The sequence below is a fragment of the Pseudomonas sp. YuFO20 genome (assembly GCF_035064975.1).
Classification (GTDB): domain Bacteria; phylum Pseudomonadota; class Gammaproteobacteria; order Pseudomonadales; family Pseudomonadaceae; genus Aquipseudomonas; species Aquipseudomonas putida_AE.
Genome location: NZ_JAXDEO010000004.1, coordinates 126,938 through 144,900, shown reverse-complemented (window position 1 = coordinate 144,900; position 17,963 = coordinate 126,938). Strand labels below are relative to the sequence as shown.

At 63.6% G+C, this 17,963-nt stretch carries 12 protein-coding genes; 5 read left to right on the top strand and 7 right to left on the bottom strand.

Features of this window, described 5'->3' with window-relative positions; genetic code table 11:
- Positions 1 to 4: 4 nt before the first annotated feature.
- Both SOP85_RS03820 and SOP85_RS03815 read left to right on the top strand, forming a co-directional pair.
- Positions 5 to 1,420: a Y-family DNA polymerase gene (locus tag SOP85_RS03820; RefSeq protein WP_274075904.1), complete on the top strand. Its 1,416-nt coding sequence runs from the start codon at positions 5 to 7 to the stop codon at positions 1,418 to 1,420.
- The gene (locus SOP85_RS03815; RefSeq protein ID WP_323626114.1) at positions 1,396 to 4,494 is read left to right on the top strand and encodes an error-prone DNA polymerase; all 3,099 of its coding nucleotides are present in this window, start codon (positions 1,396 to 1,398) and stop codon (positions 4,492 to 4,494) included. The genes SOP85_RS03820 and SOP85_RS03815 overlap by 25 nt, the downstream gene beginning before the upstream one ends.
- Before the next feature lie 133 nt (positions 4,495 to 4,627).
- On the opposite strand, the gene SOP85_RS03805 is transcribed toward SOP85_RS03815, so the two are convergent.
- The 7 genes from SOP85_RS03805 to SOP85_RS03775 form a co-directional block, all read right to left on the bottom strand.
- Positions 4,628 to 5,290 carry a flavin reductase family protein gene (locus SOP85_RS03805; protein WP_323626112.1) on the bottom strand — a complete coding sequence of 221 codons (663 nt, stop codon included), beginning with the start codon at positions 5,288 to 5,290 and terminating at the stop codon, positions 4,628 to 4,630.
- A gap of 12 nt (positions 5,291 to 5,302) precedes the next feature.
- Positions 5,303 to 6,790 carry an amidohydrolase family protein gene (locus tag SOP85_RS03800; RefSeq protein WP_323626111.1) on the bottom strand — a complete coding sequence of 496 codons (1,488 nt, stop codon included), beginning with the start codon at positions 6,788 to 6,790 and terminating at the stop codon, positions 5,303 to 5,305.
- On the bottom strand, positions 6,787 to 7,983 hold the full coding sequence (locus SOP85_RS03795; protein ID WP_323626110.1) for an amidohydrolase family protein: 1,197 nt from the start codon (positions 7,981 to 7,983) through the stop codon (positions 6,787 to 6,789). The genes SOP85_RS03800 and SOP85_RS03795 overlap by 4 nt, the downstream gene beginning before the upstream one ends.
- A 131-nt stretch (positions 7,984 to 8,114) precedes the next feature.
- Positions 8,115 to 9,167: an extracellular solute-binding protein gene (locus SOP85_RS03790; protein ID WP_323606393.1), complete on the bottom strand. Its 1,053-nt coding sequence runs from the start codon at positions 9,165 to 9,167 to the stop codon at positions 8,115 to 8,117.
- An 18-nt stretch (positions 9,168 to 9,185) separates the two neighbouring features.
- The gene (locus SOP85_RS03785; protein ID WP_274075911.1) at positions 9,186 to 9,974 is read right to left on the bottom strand and encodes an ABC transporter permease; all 789 of its coding nucleotides are present in this window, start codon (positions 9,972 to 9,974) and stop codon (positions 9,186 to 9,188) included.
- Positions 9,971 to 10,888, bottom strand: a complete 918-nt coding sequence (locus tag SOP85_RS03780; protein ID WP_323626109.1) for an ABC transporter permease — start codon at positions 10,886 to 10,888, stop codon at positions 9,971 to 9,973. The genes SOP85_RS03785 and SOP85_RS03780 overlap by 4 nt, the downstream gene beginning before the upstream one ends.
- 1 nt (position 10,889) lies before the next feature.
- Positions 10,890 to 11,975: an ABC transporter ATP-binding protein gene (locus SOP85_RS03775; RefSeq protein WP_274075913.1), complete on the bottom strand. Its 1,086-nt coding sequence runs from the start codon at positions 11,973 to 11,975 to the stop codon at positions 10,890 to 10,892.
- Positions 11,976 to 12,115: 140 nt separating this feature from the next.
- Between SOP85_RS03775 and SOP85_RS03770 the strand changes: the two genes are divergently transcribed.
- The 3 genes from SOP85_RS03770 to SOP85_RS03760 all read left to right on the top strand — a co-directional run bounded on the left by SOP85_RS03770 (position 12,116) and on the right by SOP85_RS03760 (position 17,886).
- Entirely contained in the window at positions 12,116 to 12,805 is a 690-nt protein-coding gene (locus SOP85_RS03770; protein ID WP_323626108.1) for a GntR family transcriptional regulator, read from the top strand.
- Between the two features lie 207 nt (positions 12,806 to 13,012).
- The gene (locus SOP85_RS03765) at positions 13,013 to 15,124 is read left to right on the top strand and encodes a hybrid sensor histidine kinase/response regulator (protein WP_323626107.1); all 2,112 of its coding nucleotides are present in this window, start codon (positions 13,013 to 13,015) and stop codon (positions 15,122 to 15,124) included.
- Positions 15,125 to 15,252: 128 nt separating this feature from the next.
- Positions 15,253 to 17,886 (top strand): excinuclease ABC subunit UvrA, encoded by a 2,634-nt coding sequence (locus SOP85_RS03760; protein WP_323626106.1) that lies wholly within the window; start codon positions 15,253 to 15,255, stop codon positions 17,884 to 17,886.
- Positions 17,887 to 17,963: the final 77 nt, after the last annotated feature.

The following is a 17,963-nucleotide window of genomic DNA, read 5'->3' as shown; positions in this document are numbered from 1 at the left end:
TGCCATGCGCTGGGTGTGTATTCTGTTCCCGCAATTGGCGCTGGACGCGGTACTGCGTCAGCGCGCCGACCCCGACGAACCGCTGGCGCTGTTGACCGGCCCGGCCCAGCGTCGGGTGTTGCAGGCGGTCAATGGTCCGGCACGGGCCCTGGGCTTGCGTCCCGGCCAGTCCATGAGCGCCGCCCAGGCCTTGAGCAAGGGTTTTGCCACCGCCGAGTACGACGTCGCCGCCATCGAACACTGGCAGCAATTTCTCGCCGCCTGGGCCTATCGCTTCAGCTCCCAGGTCAGCGTGCATTACCCACGGGCGCTGGTGTTCGAAATCGAGTCCAGCCTGGGTTTGTTTGGCGGCTGGGCGCCATTCGAGGCGCGTTTGCGGGCAGAACTCGGCGAGCTGGGGTTTCGTCACCGCATCGTCGCCGCGCCCAACCCGGTGGCGGCGCGGATGCTGGCCAACGCCCATGACGGCCTGGTGGTGCCGGACGAGCAAGCCTTGCAGCATCACCTCGGGCAATTGCCCGTCGACCGTATCGGGTTGCAAGCCAGCGTGGCCACGGCGTTGTCGCGCATGGGCCTGCGCACCTTGAGCCAAGTGCAGGCGTTGCCCCGGCACAGCCTGGCCCGGCGTTTTGAGGCCGAGGTGCTCAAGCACCTGGATGCCTTGCTGGGCACACGGCGGTTGGCGCTGACGTTCTACCTGCCGCCGGACCGTTTTGATGTGCGCATCGAGCTCAATTTCGATGTGCAGTCCCATCAGGCCTTGCTGTTTCCATTGCGCCGATTGACCGGTGACCTGTCGGCGTTCCTCTGCGGTCGGGACAGCGGCGTGCAGCGTTTCGACCTGCACCTGGAACACGCCGGGCTGCCCGACACGCTGATCAAGGTCGGCCTGCTCAGCGCCGAGCGCGATCCGGCCATGCTGTTCGAACTGGCCCGGGGGCGACTGGAGCAAGTCCAGGTCGAGGCCCCGGTGCGCGGTTTTCGCCTGCGCGCCGAAGACTTGCCGAGCTTCGTTCCGCAGTTTCAGGAGCTGTTCGACGATCGCCCGCAGCAGACCTTGCCCTGGGCGCAACTGCGCGAGCGCCTGCGCGCGCGGCTGGGGGATGACGCCGTGCATGGCCTGGGCTTTCAGGCCGATCACCGCCCCGAGTGCGCGTGGCAGGCCAGTGCAGACAACCAGCCCTGTACGGGCTTGCCGACCGTGCAGCGGCCGGGCTGGCTGCTGACCGAGCCGCTGGCGGTGCACGAAGGCTCGGCGCGCATCCTCATGGGGCCGGAGCGCATCGAATCCGGTTGGTGGGACGGCGATGATGTGCGCCGCGATTACTACCTGATCGAAACCCGCGCCGGCCAGCAGGGTTGGGCTTATCGCGCGGTGGGCGAGGGTGGTCCGTTGTGGCTGCAGGGCTGGTTCGCATGAACGCCGGATATGCCGAGCTGCACTGCCTGTCGAACTTCAGTTTCCAGCGCGGTGCCTCCAGTGCCCTCGAGCTGTTCCAGCGGGCGAAAAAACAGGGCTACCAGGCCCTGGCGATCACCGACGAATGTACCCTGGCCGGTATCGTCCGTGCCTGGCAGGCGGCGAAGTCGGTGGAGTTGCCACTGATCATCGGCAGTGAAGTGCGCATCGAAAATGGCCCGAAACTGGTGTTGCTGGTGGAAAACCTCGAGGGTTACCAGACCCTGTGCCGACTGATCACCCGCGCCCGACGCCGTACACAGAAAGGCCAGTATCAAGTGCTGCGCGAAGACTTCGACGAACCCTTGCCAGGGCTGTTGGCGCTGTGGATCCCGGACGCGGTCGATGACGTTGAACAAGGCCAGTGGTTGCAGCAGGTCTTCGCCGAGCGCCTGTGGCTGGCGGTCCAGCTGCATCGCGGCCAGGACGATAGCCGGCGCCTGCGTGATCTGCTGGCGTTGGCCAGGGAACTGCGGATACCTGCGGTGGCCAGCGGCGATGTGCACATGCACGCGCGCGGACGCCGGGCCCTGCAGGACACCATGACCGCGATCCGCCATCACCTGCCCGTGGCCGATGCCGGGCTGCGCCTGCACCCCAACGGCGAGCGGCACCTGCGCGGCTTCGATGTGCTGCGCGAGCTCTATCCGCCTGCCTTGCTCGACGAAACCCTGAACATTGTCCGGCGCTGTACCTTTGATCTTGGCCAGCTGCGTTATCAGTATCCGCGGGAGCTGGTGCCAGATGGACACAGCGCAACCTCCTGGCTGAGGGAATTGACCGAGCGCGGCATTCGCGAGCGCTGGCCCCAGGGTGCCAGCGAGAAAGTGCGCGGGCTGATCGACAAGGAACTGGGGCTGATCGCCGAGCTCGGTTACGAGAGTTATTTCCTCACCGTCCAGGACATCGTCGCCTTCGCCCGGCGCGAAAAAATCCTCTGTCAGGGCCGGGGCTCGGCGGCCAACTCGGCGGTTTGTTTCGCCTTGGGCATCACCGAGATAGACCCCGACCGGATGAACATGCTGTTTGAACGCTTTCTTTCCAAGGAACGCGACGAGCCGCCGGATATCGATGTGGACTTCGAGCACGAACGCCGCGAAGAAGTCCTGCAGTACGTATTCCAGCGTTATGGCCGCACCCGCGCGGCCTTGACCGCCGTGGTCAGCACTTACCACGCGGCCGGCGCCGTGCGCGATGTGGCCAAGGCCTTGGGGCTGCCGCCGGACCAGATCAATGCCCTGGCCGATTGCTGTGGACACTGGAGTGATGAAACACCGCCCGTGGAGCGCCTGCGTGAAGGCGGTTTCGATCCCGAGAGCCCGGTGCTGCGCCGGGTGTTGAGTTTGACCCAGCAGTTGATCGGTTTCCCCCGGCACCTGTCCCAGCACCCTGGCGGCTTCGTGATTTCCGAGCAGCCGCTGGACCACCTGGTGCCGGTGGAAAACGCCGCCATGGCCGAGCGCACCATCATCCAGTGGGACAAGGACGATCTCGATGCGGTCGGCCTGCTCAAGGTGGATATCCTCGCGCTGGGCATGCTCAGTGCTATTCGCCGTTGTCTCGATTTGCTGCGGCGTCATCGCAACCTCGACTTGAGCCTGGCGACCATCCCCTCCGAGGACTCGCTGACCTACGACATGATTGGCCGCGCCGACACCATCGGTGTGTTCCAGATCGAGTCCCGGGCGCAGATGTCGATGCTGCCCCGGCTCAAGCCGCGCGAGTTCTATGACCTGGTGATCGAGGTGGCCATCGTGCGGCCCGGGCCGATCCAGGGCGGCATGGTGCACCCGTACCTGCGCCGACGAAACAAGGAAGAGCTGGAAAGCTATCCCTCCGAAGAATTGCGCGAGGTGTTGAAACGCACCTTGGGCGTGCCGCTGTTCCAGGAACAGGTGATGCAGATCGCCATCGTCGCCGCCGACTACAGCCCCGGCGAAGCCGATCAGTTGCGCCGCTCCATGGCCGCCTGGAAACGCCATGGCGGACTGGAACCACACAAGGAACGCCTGGCCGCCGGGATGAAGAAAAAAGGCTACAGCGCCGACTTCGCCGCGCAGATCTTCGAGCAGATCAAGGGCTTTGGCAGCTACGGTTTTCCCGAATCCCACGCCGCCAGTTTTGCCTTGCTGACCTACGCCAGTTGCTGGTTGAAATGCCACGAACCGGCGGCTTTCGCCTGTGCCCTGATCAACAGTTGGCCCATGGGCTTCTACAGCCCGGACCAGATTCTGCAGGACGCGCGTCGCCACCATTTGCAGATCCGCCCGGTGGACGTGCGGGCCAGCGACTGGGATTGCAGCCTGGAGCCGATTGCCGGCGCGCAGCCGGCGATTCGCATGGGGTTACGCATGATCAAGGGCTTTCGCGAGGACGATGCCCGGCGCATCGAGGCGGCGCGGTCCAAGGGCGCGTTTGCCGACATCGCCGACCTGGGCGAACGGGCCCGCCTGGATGCCCGCGCCCAGGAACAACTGGCCGATGCCGGTGCATTGCGCGGGCTGGCCGGCGACCGGCATCGGGCGCGCTGGGAAGTGGCGGGGGTGGAAAAACAGCTCGGCCTGTTTGCCGGTCTGCCCCGTCAGGAGGAGGACGCGGTGGCGTTGCCCAGACCCACGGTGGGTGAGGACCTGCTGGCCGATTACAACAGCCTGGGCACCACCCTCGGGCCGCATCCGTTGGCCTTGTTGCGCGGCGAATTGAAAGCCCGTCGCTGCCGCAGTTCCAGGGAGTTGCTGGAGGTTGAGCACGGGCGACCGGTCAGCGTCGCCGGGCTGGTGACCGGTCGCCAACGGCCGAGCACCGCCAGCGGTGTGACCTTCGTCACCCTGGAAGACGAGTTCGGCAACGTCAACGTGGTGGTCTGGCGCGACCTGGCCGAGCGCCAGCGCCAGGTGTTGGTGGGGTCGCAGCTGCTCAAGGTCGATGGGCGCTGGGAGAAGGAGGGGGATGTGCGGCATTTGATAGCCGGGCGCTTGAGCGATCTGAGCCCGTTACTGGACGGCATCACCGTGCGCAGCCGCGACTTCCACTGACACACGCAACCCCCTGTAGGAGCGAGCTTGCTCGCGATGGACCTGAGAGCGCCGCGGGCTGTCAGGTTATCAGCGTTATCGTTGACGACCATCGCGAGCAAGCTCGCTCCTACAGGTTTTGGGGTGTGTCTGGTTATTTGGTGGCGGGCCAGAAGCGTTCGCCACCACCTGGTGCATCCGTCCACGCCTGCAAAGAACGGGTTGGCAGGTCGAAGTAGTCGCGCGTGCGCGCATACCCATGCCCACCCATCCGCCCGATCGCATCAAGCCCCAGTTGATCGATGTACAGCGTTTTCGGGTCGATCAGCTCATCGCGCACATGCGCCATCAACACTTCACCAAGGATGATCTCCCGCGACTGGCCGATGGACAGCGCCATCATCCGTCGGCATTCCAGGGCCACCGGCGCTTCGCCAATGCGTGGGCATCTGACCGTGGTGCCGGGGATGGCGGTGAGGCCGGCGGCGGTCAGCTCGTCGAAACCCGGAGCGAAGGGCACGGCGCAGACGTTCATGGCTTCCACCAGGGCATCGCTGACGATGTTCACGGTGAACTCCTGGTTGAGCTGGATGTTGCGCGTGGTGTCCTTGGGACTCTGGTCGCCGTAGTTTTCCACGCCCAGCGCCAGGATCGGCGGATCGGCAGACAGCGCGTTGAAGAAGCTGAACGGCGCGGCATTGACGCGGCCTTCAGCGTCGACGGTGGTGACCAGGGCAATCGGCCGTGGCACCACGCTGCCGATCAGGATCTTGTATTTGTCTCGCGCACTCAGCGTGCTGAAATCGAAGCTTTGCATAGGCAGGATTCTCTAAAGGAGTGGATCGATGGCGCAGAGCGGCGCCTGTGCGCTGTAGTCGTCGGCGAACGGGATAGCCGGCTGGAACAGGGTCTTCCAGTCCGGTTGGCCGAAGGCTCGGTCGCTGTGGCTGCGCATCAGTTTTTCGAATTGCCGTTGGGCCTGGCGCTGCAGGGCGGGGTAGTCGACGCCCTGCACCTGACGGTCCTGCATCACGCAGCGACCGTCGATGTAGCTGGCGATGCAATCGTCACCGCGCCCGGCCAAAACCAGGTTTTTCAATGGGTCGAACAGCGGTCCCAGGTGCAGGCCGCGCAGGTTGAACACGGTGATGTCGGCCTTGGCCCCCGGTGCCAGGCGCCCGAGATCGTCGCGGCCCAAGGCCTTGGCGCCGCCGAGGGTGGCGGCGTTGTACAGGTCCAGGGTGCTGGTCAGTGCATTGCCGCCTTCCATCAAGCGCGCGATGTTCAAACCCTGGCGCATGTTGTCCAGCAGGTCCGCCGGCCAGGTGTCGGTACCCAGGGCGAAGTTGATGCCCTTGGCGCGATAGCGACCAAAGGAATTCAGCGCCTCGCCATCCCGGGCGAACACCACCGGGCAATGCACCAGGCTGGCGCCGCTATCCACCAGCCGTTGCAGATCATCATCGCCCCGGGTGTAGATGCCATGGGGCAACAGGCTGCGCGGGGTCAGCAGGTGCAGATCCTCCAGCCAAGCCAGCGGCGAAAAACCGCGCAGTTGTTCAACCATCGCCACCTCGCCGAGCCCCTGGCAGCAGTGCAAACGCATCGGCGCGTTGAGTTCGCGGCTCAGTGCCGCGGTGCGTTGCAACAGCGCCGGCGTGCAGGTCTGGATGCGATCCGGCAGCAGCGCGCCGCGAATCAGGCCGCCATGAGCGCCATCGAAATTCCGGAAAAACCGCTCGGCCGCCTCGAGCCCGGCCATGCCCCGGGCTTCGTCCCAGTGATGGGCCAGCGTGCCGTCTGCCTGCCAGTAGCTCATGCCGCTCATGTAGCAGGGGCCAAGGTAAGTGCGCAGCCCCAGCTCGGCCGCCACCCCGGCCACCGCGGCAAACTCGTCGTAGGTTTCGGCCCACTCGCGGTAGTACATCGAGGTGATCGGCATGGCCGTGGTGATGCCGTTGCGGATCAATTGGGTGAAGGCGTAGCGGTATTTGAAGACTTCTTCTTCGGCGCTGTAGCTTTCCCGTGGGCCGCGCGCCAGATACTGCGCCGACCACATCCGGCCCATGGCGCGCTCGTCGCCGTTGTCCAGGGTCAGCACCGTGGAATCGAGATCGCCCAGCGCATCCAGATCGATGAAACCCGGGCCGATCAGCGCGTTGCCATGGTCGATCCACTGATCCACCGGCCCGGCGTAATCTCGCCCGACAAACAGGATGCGCGCGCCTTCGAACACCACTTCGCCGTCGCGCCACAGCACATGTTGCGCGCCGTCGAAGCCGACTACGCAGCTGGCCCGCAAGCCGATGCGTTTCACCGGCGGCTTTCCAGCAGACGACCGCCAGACGCGATCAGTTGACCACCGCGATACACCTGGCGAACCGGCCGCGAAACCACGGCTTCGCCCAGGGTCTGAACCGGCATCAACAGGAAATCCGCTGGCCGACCAATTTCCAGGCCATAGTTTTCACAGCCTAGCGCCCGAGCGCCATTGTCCGTCGCCGCCGCAAACGCCGCCGCCAGTTCTTCGTCCTTGTTCAAGTCGAAACGAAACGCCAGCAGCATCGCCCGCTCCAGCATGTCGCCGTTGCCCATGGGCGACCAGGCGTCGCGAATCCCGTCGGAACCCAGGCAGACGTTGACACCGGCCTCGCGCAACGCCAGGAACGGCGGCACTGCGCAGTCGGCCGGCGCCGAACTCATCAGCGAAATACCCAGCGCCGCCAGGCGTTCGGCCACAGGGTTGACCTGGCTCCAGGGTAACATGCCCAGGCAATAGGCATGGCTGATCATCACCCGGCCTTGCAGCCCGAAGCGCTCGGTGTAGTCGGCGATCAGCGCGATCTGCCACAGGCCCAGCTCGCCCTTGTCGTGCAGGTGGATGTCGACGCCACGCTCGAACTCGCTGGCCAGGTTGAACACGAAGTCGAGCTGCGCCACGGGGTCGTTGTCGATGCCGCAGGGATCAAGACCCCCGACGTTCTCCACGCCCAGGGCCATGGCTTCGCGCATCAGCTCGGCGGTGCCGGGGCGGCTGATGAGGCCGGTTTGCGGGAACACCACCAGTTGCAGGTCGATAAGGTCTCGGTATTTTTCCCGCAGTTGCTGCATGGCTTCGACATGGCGCAGGCCGAATTCGGGGTCGATGTCGACGTGGCAACGCATCGTCAGCGAGCCGCGGGCAATGCAGTTTTCCAGCAGGGCGCCGGCCCGATGTGCGATGGGGGCGGTGACTTCCCGCAGGATTCGGCGTTCGTTGGCGATGTAGTCCTTGAGGGTGGGACCTGCGCTGTTCGGGCGCCAGGGTTGGCCCCAGAGGGTCTTGTCCAGGTGTACGTGGCTTTCCACCAGGGCGGGGGTCAGCAGCTGGTTCTGGCCGTCGATGTCGGTGGCCAGCAACTCGGTGGTCGAGGCCGGGCGACGTTGGGTGAAGCGGCCGTTTTCGATCAGCAGGTCTTCGGCGGGGGCGCCGTAGGGGCGTACGTTGCGTAGCCAGCGGGGTTGGGTCATTTAAACCTCGAATTCTGTGTTGTTAAGGAGGGCCTCTTCGCGAGCAAGCCCGCTCCCACATTGTCCGTGTGAACACTGGAGATCCCTTGTGGGAGCGGGCTTGCTCGCGAAGGCCGCGACTCGGTCCTGGATCAGCCCTTGAGCTTCGCCCAAATGCGGTCCTGCAGCTCCCGCGCCTTGTTGCTGCATTCCTTTTCCGGGCGCAGGCGCGAGGCGAATTCGTCGGGCATGTTGATGGCGTCCATCACTCGCCACTTGGCGTCGATCAGCTTGTCGCTCTGGATGCCGTTGTCATAGGCGATGGCGTTGGACACGGCCGCGGCGTTTTCCGGTTTCATCATCCAGTCGATGAAAATCTTCGCGTTGCCGGGGTGCGGCGCGCTTTTCGGTACGGCGAAGTTGTCCTGGAACATCGCCAGGCCTTCCTTCGGGTACACGTACTTGATGGTGCTCTTCTGCAAGGTGGCCCGGGCCGTGGAGCCGTTCCAGTTCTGCATCATGATCACTTCACCGGAGGCCATGCGATCGACGGTGTTGTCCGAGCTGTACATCTTCAGGAAGGGCTTCTGCTTTTGCAGCAGCTCCAGGATGCGCTTGGCGTCCTGGGGGTTTTCGCTGCATTCGTCGACATTCAGATAGTGGCTGGCGGCGTTGATCACGCTGCTGGAGGTGTCGAGGGCGGCGAGTTGGCCTTGCAGTTCCTTGCGCGGCTCGAAGAACTCTTTCCACGAGTCGTCCAATTTGCCGCCCGGCACCCGCGCGCTGTCATAGGAGAACCCTGTGGTGCCCCACAGGTACGGCGCCGAGAACTTGCGGCCGGGGTCGAAGCTCGGGTCGCGGAACGCCGGCTTGACGTGCTGGAAGTTGGGCAGGGCCGAGGCGTCGATTTCCAGTAGCAGGTCCTGGTTGATCAGGGTGCGCATGATCGATTGCGACGGCACGATCACGTCGTACGCCGCGCCGCCGGCCTGCAACTTGGCCAGCAGGGTTTCGTTGCTGTCGTAGCCGTCCATGGTGACCTTGATCCCGGTCTCCTTTTCGAACTTGGCCAGCAGGTCGACCGGGTAGTAGTCGGTCCAGTTGTAGAAGAACAGTTCCTTGGGCTCAGCGGCCTGTGTACTCAACGCGGTGAAGCAACTCAGGGCCAGACCGGCAACAGCGAAGCACATGCTTTTTGTTTTCATGGTTGAAGCGCTCCAGGATTATTGGTTTTTGCCGCGCTGTCCCAGCCAGAAGGCCAGCACCACCAGCACGATGGAAATCACCAGCATCAGGGTCGAGATCGCGTTGATCTCCGGCGTCACGCCGGCCTTGATCGCGGAGAAGATGTACACCGGCAACGTGGTCGAACCGGGACCGGCGACGAAGAAAGTCATGATGAAATCGTCGAGGCTGACCACGAACGCCAGCACCGACCCGGACAGCACCGCCGGCCACAACAGCGGCAGCGTCACCCGGCGAAACACCTGCCACGGATTGGCGTACAGGTCGTTCGCCGCTTCCAGCAGGCTCTTGTCCAGGTCATTGAGCCGCGCGCGGATCGGCAGGTAGGCGAAGGGAATGCAGAAGCCGACGTGCGCGACGATCACCGTCAGCAAGCCGAGCTTGATCCCCAGCGCCATGAACAGCAGCAGGGTGGCGACGGCGGTGACGATCTCCGGCAGGATCAGCGGCAGGTTGATCCCGCCTTCGACCATCTTCTGCCCATAGAACGGCCGGTAGGTCGCCAGTGCCGCAAGCAGCGCAATCGCCGTGGCGCACACCGTAGCGATGCTGGCGACGATGATCGAGTTCAGCGCCGCGGTCTGGATCGACGGGTTGGCGAGGATCCGTCCGTACCAGGCGAACGAGAACTCGGTCCACACCGTCGCCGAGCGGTTGGCGTTGAAGCTGTAGGCGATCAGCACGAAGATCGGCAGGTACAGGTAGGCCAGGATCAGCAGGCTGACTTCCCGGGTCATCGGCAGTTTTTTCAAGTGCAGGGCGATCATGCGGTGGCTCCTCGGCGAAGCGTTTTGGCGGCGCTGCGGCTATAGAGGGCGTAAAGCACCAGAGACAGCAGCAGAATCCCCAGCAGCAGGAACGACAGCGAACTGCCCAGTGGCCAGTTACGCGCCGTGCCGAACTGTTGCTGGATCAGGTTGCCGATCATCAGCGTCTTGCCGCCGCCGAGAATCGCCGGGGTGATGAAGGCACCGAGGCTCGGCACGAACACCAGCAATGAGCCGGCAATCACCCCCGGCATCGATAGCGGCAAAATGATCCGCTTCAACGCATGCCAGCGATTGGCACCCAGGTCATAGGCGGCTTCCACCAGGCGCCAGTCGAGTTTTTCCAGGGTCGAGTAGATCGGCAAAATCATGAACGGCAGGAAGCTGTAGACCAGCCCGACGCTGACCGCGAAGTCGTTGTAGAGCAGGGTGATGCCGCCGGCCTGGGGAAACAGCGCGTTGAGGCTCTGGGCGACCCAGCCCTGTTCACGCAGGATGATCAGCCAGGCGTAGTTGCGGATCAACAGGTTGGTCCAGAACGGGATGGTGATCAGCAACACCATCAGGTTGCGCCGCCGCGGAGTCAGGCTCGACATCCACAGCGCCACCGGAAAGCCGAACAGGAAACACAGCACCGTGGTGCCGCCGGCCTGGAACACCGAGCGGATCAGCGCCTGGGCGTAGACCCAGTTCAGCTCCAGTTCGCCTTCGAAACCTTCCTGGAAAAACAGCTGCACGTAGCTTTGCAATTGCCAGTCGGCCTGCCAGTCGACGCCGCCATAGACGTTGCGCGGCAACAGGCTGATGTAGCCCATGATGCCCAGCGGAATGGCGATCAGAGACAGCAGGGTCAGGACCACCGGGCTGAGCAACAGCGCGCGGTTGAGGGCTGGGGAAGTGCTGCTGACGCTCATCTCAGGCCTCCATCAACAGGCAGGCGTGGGGCGGCAGGTTGACCGCGACACGGTCGCCGACCCCGCGATTGCGGTTCAGGCCTTCGTTGTTCTCGCGCAGCATGACCTTGATGTCGTTGTTCAGGCGGCACTGGTAGAGGGTCGCCGTGCCGACATACAACACCGCCTCGATCACCCCGCGCAGGTGGTGTGGTTGCGTCGGGTCGACCAGTTGCGAACGCTCCGGGCGGAATGCCAGTTGCACGCTGGAGCCGTCGAAGCCCTGGGCCGGGCAGGGGATTTCCACCGGCATGCCGTTGGGCACGAAGAGCTTTTCGTTCTGCTGGCCACGTTTGATATGGCCGGGAAGGAAGTTGATGTCGCCGATGAACTGGGCGACGAACCGATGCTGGGGGTTTTCGTAGATGTCGTTCGGGGTGCCGATCTGCAGGATCTTGCCGGCGGACATCACAGCGATGCGATCGGACAGGGTCAGGGCTTCTTCCTGGTCGTGGGTGACGAAGATGAAGGTGATCCCGGCTTCCTTCTGCACGCGCTTGAGTTCGACCTGCATTTCCTTGCGCAGCTTGAGGTCCAGAGCCGACAACGGCTCGTCGAGCAACAGCACCTTGGGCTTCGGCGCCAGGGCCCGGGCCAGCGCCACGCGCTGCTGCTGGCCACCGGATAATTCCGCCGGTTTGCGCTGGGCCAGGTGTTGCATTTGCACCAGCGCCAGCATCTCATCGACCCGTTGCGGGATCAGCTTGCGATCAAGACCCTGCATCTCGAGGCCGAAGGCGATATTCTGCGCAACACTCATGTGCGGAAACAGCGCGTAGCTCTGGAACACCGTGTTGACCCTACGCTTGAACGGCGGCAGATCGTTGACCGGTTCCCCGGCCAGGCGAATCTCGCCTTCGCTGACGTGCTCGAAACCGGCGATGGTGCGCAGCAGAGTGGTCTTGCCGCAGCCGGAGGGGCCGAGCAGGGTGAAGAATTCGTTGTCGGCGATGTCGACAGACACATTGTCCAGGGCTGGCGCCAGTCCGGGATCGTCGGAATAACGTTTTGAGACGTTTCGCACTTCAATTGCAACTGGATGACCCATAATGGTGCATTCCTCTAATTATTGTATGCAAAATCTGGATGCAATTTAGAAATACCCGGATTAACCTGCTTGTGCAACCCCCTTTTGCAAGGCTGTGGATTCGCCTGGAGTGGGTTGCGTAGCGATCAAGGAGTCATCGAATGGCGGAAAAGAAACTGGAAACCACGGTCGACCGCGTCTACCAAGGGGTTTACGAGGCGATCAGCAAACGCTCGCTGCGGCCCGGCATGAAGCTGGGCGAGGCTTCGTTGGCCGAACTTTTCAATGTCAGCCGCACGTCGGTGCGTGCCGCGCTCAAGCAATTGGAGGCCGATGGACTGGTCACCATCGAGCCCAATAAAGGTGCGTCGGTGTCACTGCCGAGCGACGAAGAGATCCGTTCATTGTTCGAAACCCGGCGCCTGGTCGAGATCGGCATCGTCAGCGAACTGTGTCGCCGGCGCGATACGGCGGTGACCCGGGATCTGCGCGATCACTTGCTGCTGGAGGACGAGGCGCATCGCAACGGTGACCACGAACGCTTGATCCACCTGCTCGGCGAGTTCCACATCAAGCTGGCCCGCAGCCTGAACAACCCGGTCTTACTCGACTGGTTCCAGAAGCTGATCTCCCGAGCCTCGCTGTACGCCGCCGCGCTGGACGACGACAGCCACGAAGCCTGCCGCGACGACGAACACCTGCGGTTGATCGAGTACATCGAGGCGGGCAACCAGAGCGCGGCGATCGAGCTGACCTGCATCCATCTGAATGGGATCGAGAAGGCGATTCTGGATGTGGCGGCGACTTTGAAAACTGGCTATCACCCGCTCAAGCACCTGATCGAGGTCTAATGCTCCCCGCACACCTTGTAGGAGCTGCCGAAGGCTGCGATCTTTTGATCTTGCTTTGAGAAAATCAAAGTCAAAAGATCGCAGCCTTCGGCAGCTCCTACAGGGGGGCTGCGTCAATTTCTCGAATCAGCTATACCTCTATGAAACCATTGCCATCCGCGATGCTCGAATCAAACGGGTGCAATAACCGGGACGCAGAGCCAGTCGATGCAGTTTCTAGAAGATAGCCACGGGTGTGCCGGCTGGGACGGCGAAATGGCCGAGCGTATTCGTGCGTTCGACTGGAGCCGGACCGAGCTGGGCAGCCTCGATGCCTGGCCGAGAAGCCTGAGCAGTTCGGTGCAGTTGATGCTGGCCTCGCCGTTGCCGATGGTGATGTTGTGGGGGCGGCCCGGCTACATGATCTACAACGACGCCTATTCGAAATTTGCCGGCGGGCGCCATCCCTATCTGTTGGGGGCGCCGGTGGAACTGGGCTGGCCGGAAGTGGCCGAATTCAATCGGCATGTGGTCGATACCTGCCTGGCCGGCGGCACCTTGTCCTACCGTGGCAAAGAGCTGGTGCTGCTGCGCGACGGCGTGCCCGAAGACGTCTGGATGGACCTCTATTACAGCCCGGTGGCTGACGATGACGGCAAACCGGCCGGGGTCATGGCGATGGTCGTCGAGACCACGGAGCATGTGATTTCCGAACGCCTTCGGCAGGTGGCCGAAGATGCTTATCGCGCCGATAACGAGCGGGTGCGCCTGGCATTGAATGCGGGCGCCTTGCTCGGTTCGTTCGTCTGGGACGTCAAGGCCAATGTGCTGAGCGGCGACGAGCGTTTCGCCCGGACCTTTTCCTACCCGGTCGAGCACAATCTGGCCGACCTGCCTGCGGACATCGCCGAAGCACGGATTCACCCCGACGACCTGAACTGGCTGCAGGAACAGGTGCGGCAATCGGTGGCAACCGGCGAGCCCTTCAATGCCGAGTACCGGGTGCTGCGTACCGACGGCAGCTACCGTTGGGTACTCGCCAGTGGCTGCTGCGAATTCAACGAGCAGGGCGAACCGTTTCGGTTTCCCGGGGTGTTGATCGACATCCATGAACGCAAGAGCGCCGAAGAATCCTTGCTCAGGTTCACCCGCAACCTGGAGCAGCGGGTCGCCGACGAAGTCGAGGCACGTCTCGCGGCGGAAGAGCAATTGCGCCAGTCACAGAAACTCGAGGCCATTGGCGGCCTGACGGGGGGCGTGGCCCATGACTTCAATAATCTGCTGCAAGTGATCGCCGGCAACCTGCACCTGCTGGCCCGGCATGAGCCGCAGAACGCCAATGTGCAGCGCCGGGTGGCGGCGTCGATTGCCGCCGTCGAGCGCGGGGCAAAATTGTCTGCGCAATTGCTCGCGTTTGCCCGTCGCCAGCCGTTGTCCCCGGCCATTTGTACGCCGCAGCAGATCTTCGACGAACTGGGCGAACTGTTGCAGCGTGCGCTGGGGGAAACCATCCACGTCCATATGAGCGCGCCACCGGATTCCTGGCAGGTCTTCGTCGATCGCAATCAACTGGAAAACGCCATCCTCAACCTGGCGATCAATGCCCGTGACGCCATGAAGGGTGAGGGGACCATCGACCTCAGCGCCGACAACATCGGCCTTGACCAGGGATTTTGCGCCGGCAAGGGCATTGCCGCCGGCGACTATGTGCGGGTGTCCGTGGCTGACAGCGGTGCGGGTATGCCGCCGCAGGTGCTGGCCCAGGCGTTCGAACCGTTTTTTACCACCAAGCCCGACGGCCAGGGCACGGGGCTTGGGTTGAGCATGGTGTTCGGTTTCGTCAAGCAGAGTGGCGGGCACATCGAGATGTCCAGCGTTGAGGGGCAGGGCACCCGGGTGCAGATGTATTTCCCGCGCAGCCTGCGTTCGATGGACAGTGAAACGCCCCGTGCCGAAGTGCCGCAACAGGGCGCCAACGAGCGGATCCTGGTGGTCGAGGACAATGAGGCGGTGCGCGTTTCCACCGTGGAGTTGTTGCGCGAAGAAGGCTATCAGGTGCTCACCGCCGCCAATGCCGACGTTGCCATGCAGATGTTGCTGGAGGGCGCGGCGGTGGACCTGATCTTCACCGACGTGGTCATGCCCGGCCTGATAAAAAGCTCGGACCTGGCGGCATGGGCCAAGGTACAGGAACCCCCGGTGGCGGTGTTGTTCACCTCCGGCCACACCCGTGACATCATCTCGCGCAACCACCAGCTCAGCCCGGATACCCATTTACTGAGCAAGCCCTATGGGCCGCAAGCGTTGACGCAGATGATTCGTACTGTTCTCAACGGCTGAACATGTCCTGTAGGAGCTGCCGCAGGCTGCGATCTCTTGACTTTGATTTTTCAAAACAAGATCAAAAGATCGCAGCCTGCGGCAGCTCCTACAGGTGTTTCGTGACTTTCTTGAATTCAGGCTGGGCCATGACTGACAAACGCACCTCCAACCCTCCCTCCGGCATGGTCAGGGTGCGTGGCGCCCGGGAGCACAACCTCAAGAACGTCGATGTCGACATTCCCCGCGATGCCCTGGTGGTGTTCACCGGGGTGTCCGGCTCGGGCAAGTCGTCCCTGGCGTTTTCGACCCTGTACGCCGAAGCCCAGCGCCGCTATTTCGAATCCGTGGCGCCTTATGCGCGTCGCCTGATCGATCAGGTGGGCGTGCCGGATGTCGATTCCATCGAGGGCTTGCCGCCCGCGGTGGCCTTGCAGCAACAACGGGGCACGCCGAGCACGCGCTCTTCGGTGGGCAGCGTCACGACCTTGTCGAGCCTGATCCGCATGCTGTATTCCCGTGCCGGCAGTTACCCGCCGGGGCAGCCGATGCTCTACGCCGAAGACTTTTCTCCGAACACGCCCCAGGGCGCGTGCCCGCAATGCCACGGCCTGGGCAGGGTGTATGAGGTCACCGAAGCACTGATGGTGCCGGACCCGAGCCTGACCATCCGCCAGCGCGCCGTGGCCTCCTGGCCCATGGCCTGGCAGGGCCAGAACCTGCGGGACATCCTGGTGACCCTGGGCTATGACGTCGATGTGCCCTGGCGCGACCTGCCGAAGAAGCAGCGTGACTGGATTCTCTTCACCGAAGAAACCCCGACGGTGCCGGTGTACGCCGGGCTCACCCCGAAGGAAACCCGGGTCGCCCTCAAGCGCAAGATGGAACCGAGTTACCAGGGCACCTTCACCGGCGCCAGGCGCTACATCCTGCACACCTTCACCCATTCGCAAAGTGCGTTGATGAAGAAGCGCGTCTCGCGCTTCATGCTCGGTAGCCCTTGCCCATTGTGCGACGGCAAGCGCCTCAAGCACGAAGCCCTGTCGGTGACTTTCGCCGGCTACGACATCGGCGAACTGTCCCAAATGCCCTTGCTGCAAGTGGCAGAAGTACTCAAGCCAGTGGCGGCCCGGCATTACCTCGAAGAGGGCGATGAGGCGGGAGAGGTATTAACTCACCAGCAAACCCGCGAGGCCCGTGAACAGCGCGTGGCCCACGGTGCCAGTGGCCATGCCAACGCCCCGGATGTACGCCACACGCCGAATCTCTCAGTGGAAAAACGCCTCGCCGCGCAACGCATTGCCCAGGATCTTCTGGAGCGGGTCAGCACCCTGACCGACCTGGGCCTGGGTTACCTGGCCCTGGAGCGCAGTACGCCGACGCTGTCGTCTGGCGAATTGCAACGCCTGCGCCTGGCGACCCAGCTGGGCTCGCAGTTGTTCGGCGTGATCTACGTGCTGGATGAGCCCTCGGCCGGCTTGCACCCGGCCGACGGTGAAGCACTGTTCGAAGCCCTGCAACGCTTGAAAGCGGCGGGCAATACCCTGTTCGTGGTCGAGCACGACCTGGAAACCATGCGCCGCGCCGACTGGTTGATCGATGTCGGCCCGGCGGCGGGCGAGCATGGCGGCCGGGTGCTGTACAGCGGTGCGCCGGCGGGGCTGGCAGCAGTGAAGGATTCGCAGACCCGCGCCTACCTGTTCGCCGAACACGCCAACCAATCCCGTCGTCCGCGTAAGGCCAGCGACTGGCTGCGTCTTGAAGGCGTCACGCGCAACAATCTGGACAACCTCAGCGTCGAGTTTCCGTTGGGCTGTTTCACGGCGGTGACCGGGGTGTCGGGCTCGGGGAAATCCAGCCTGGTCAGCCAGGCGTTGCTGGAGCTGGTCGGTGCGCATCTGGGGCGCCCGGGCACTGAGAGCGAGCCGCAGGAACTGAGCCTTGAAGATGAAGCGCCGACCGTCAGTGGCGGGCAGGTCGCGGCGGGGCTGGCGTCGATCAAGCGTTTGGTGCAGGTCGATCAGAAGCCCATTGGTCGTACGCCGCGCTCCAACCTCGCGACCTACACCGGGCTGTTCGACAATGTGCGCAAGCTCTACGCCGCCACGCCCGAGGCGCAGGCGGCGGGTTACGACGCCGGGCAGTTTTCCTTCAATGTCGCCAAGGGCCGCTGCCCGACCTGTGAAGGCGAAGGTTTTGTCAGCGTCGAATTGCTGTTCATGCCCAGCGTCTACGCGCCATGCCCGACCTGCCACGGCGCGCGCTACAACCCCGAGACGCTGGCGATCACCTGGCAGGACCTGACCATTGCCCAGGTGCTGCAACTGACCGTGGACCAGGCCGTGGACGTGTTCGCAGAACAAGCGGCGGTGCGCCGGTCCCTGGAGGTGCTGCGCGATATCGGCCTGGGCTACCTGCGCCTCGGCCAACCGGCGACCGAGCTGTCCGGGGGTGAAGCCCAGCGCATCAAGCTGGCCACCGAGCTGCAACGCAACCAGCGCGGGGCGACGCTCTACGTGCTCGATGAACCGACAACGGGCCTGCACCCGCGCGACGTCGATCGTCTGCTCGAGCAGTTGAACAACCTGGTGACGGCTGGGCACACGGTGATCGTCGTCGAACATGAAATGCGCGTGGTCGGGCAGTGTGATTGGGTGATCGATATCGGCCCGGGGGCGGGGGATCAGGGGGGCAAGGTTGTGGTGGCGGGGGAGCCGCGGAAAGTCGCGAGCAGCAAAAAGAGCCGAACAGCGCCATTTCTCGCCAGGGTTCTTGGGCATTGAAAGATCAAAAGATCGCAGCCTGCGGCAGCTCCTACAGGGAAACGCGTACCCCTGTAGGAGCTGCCGCAGGCTGCGAT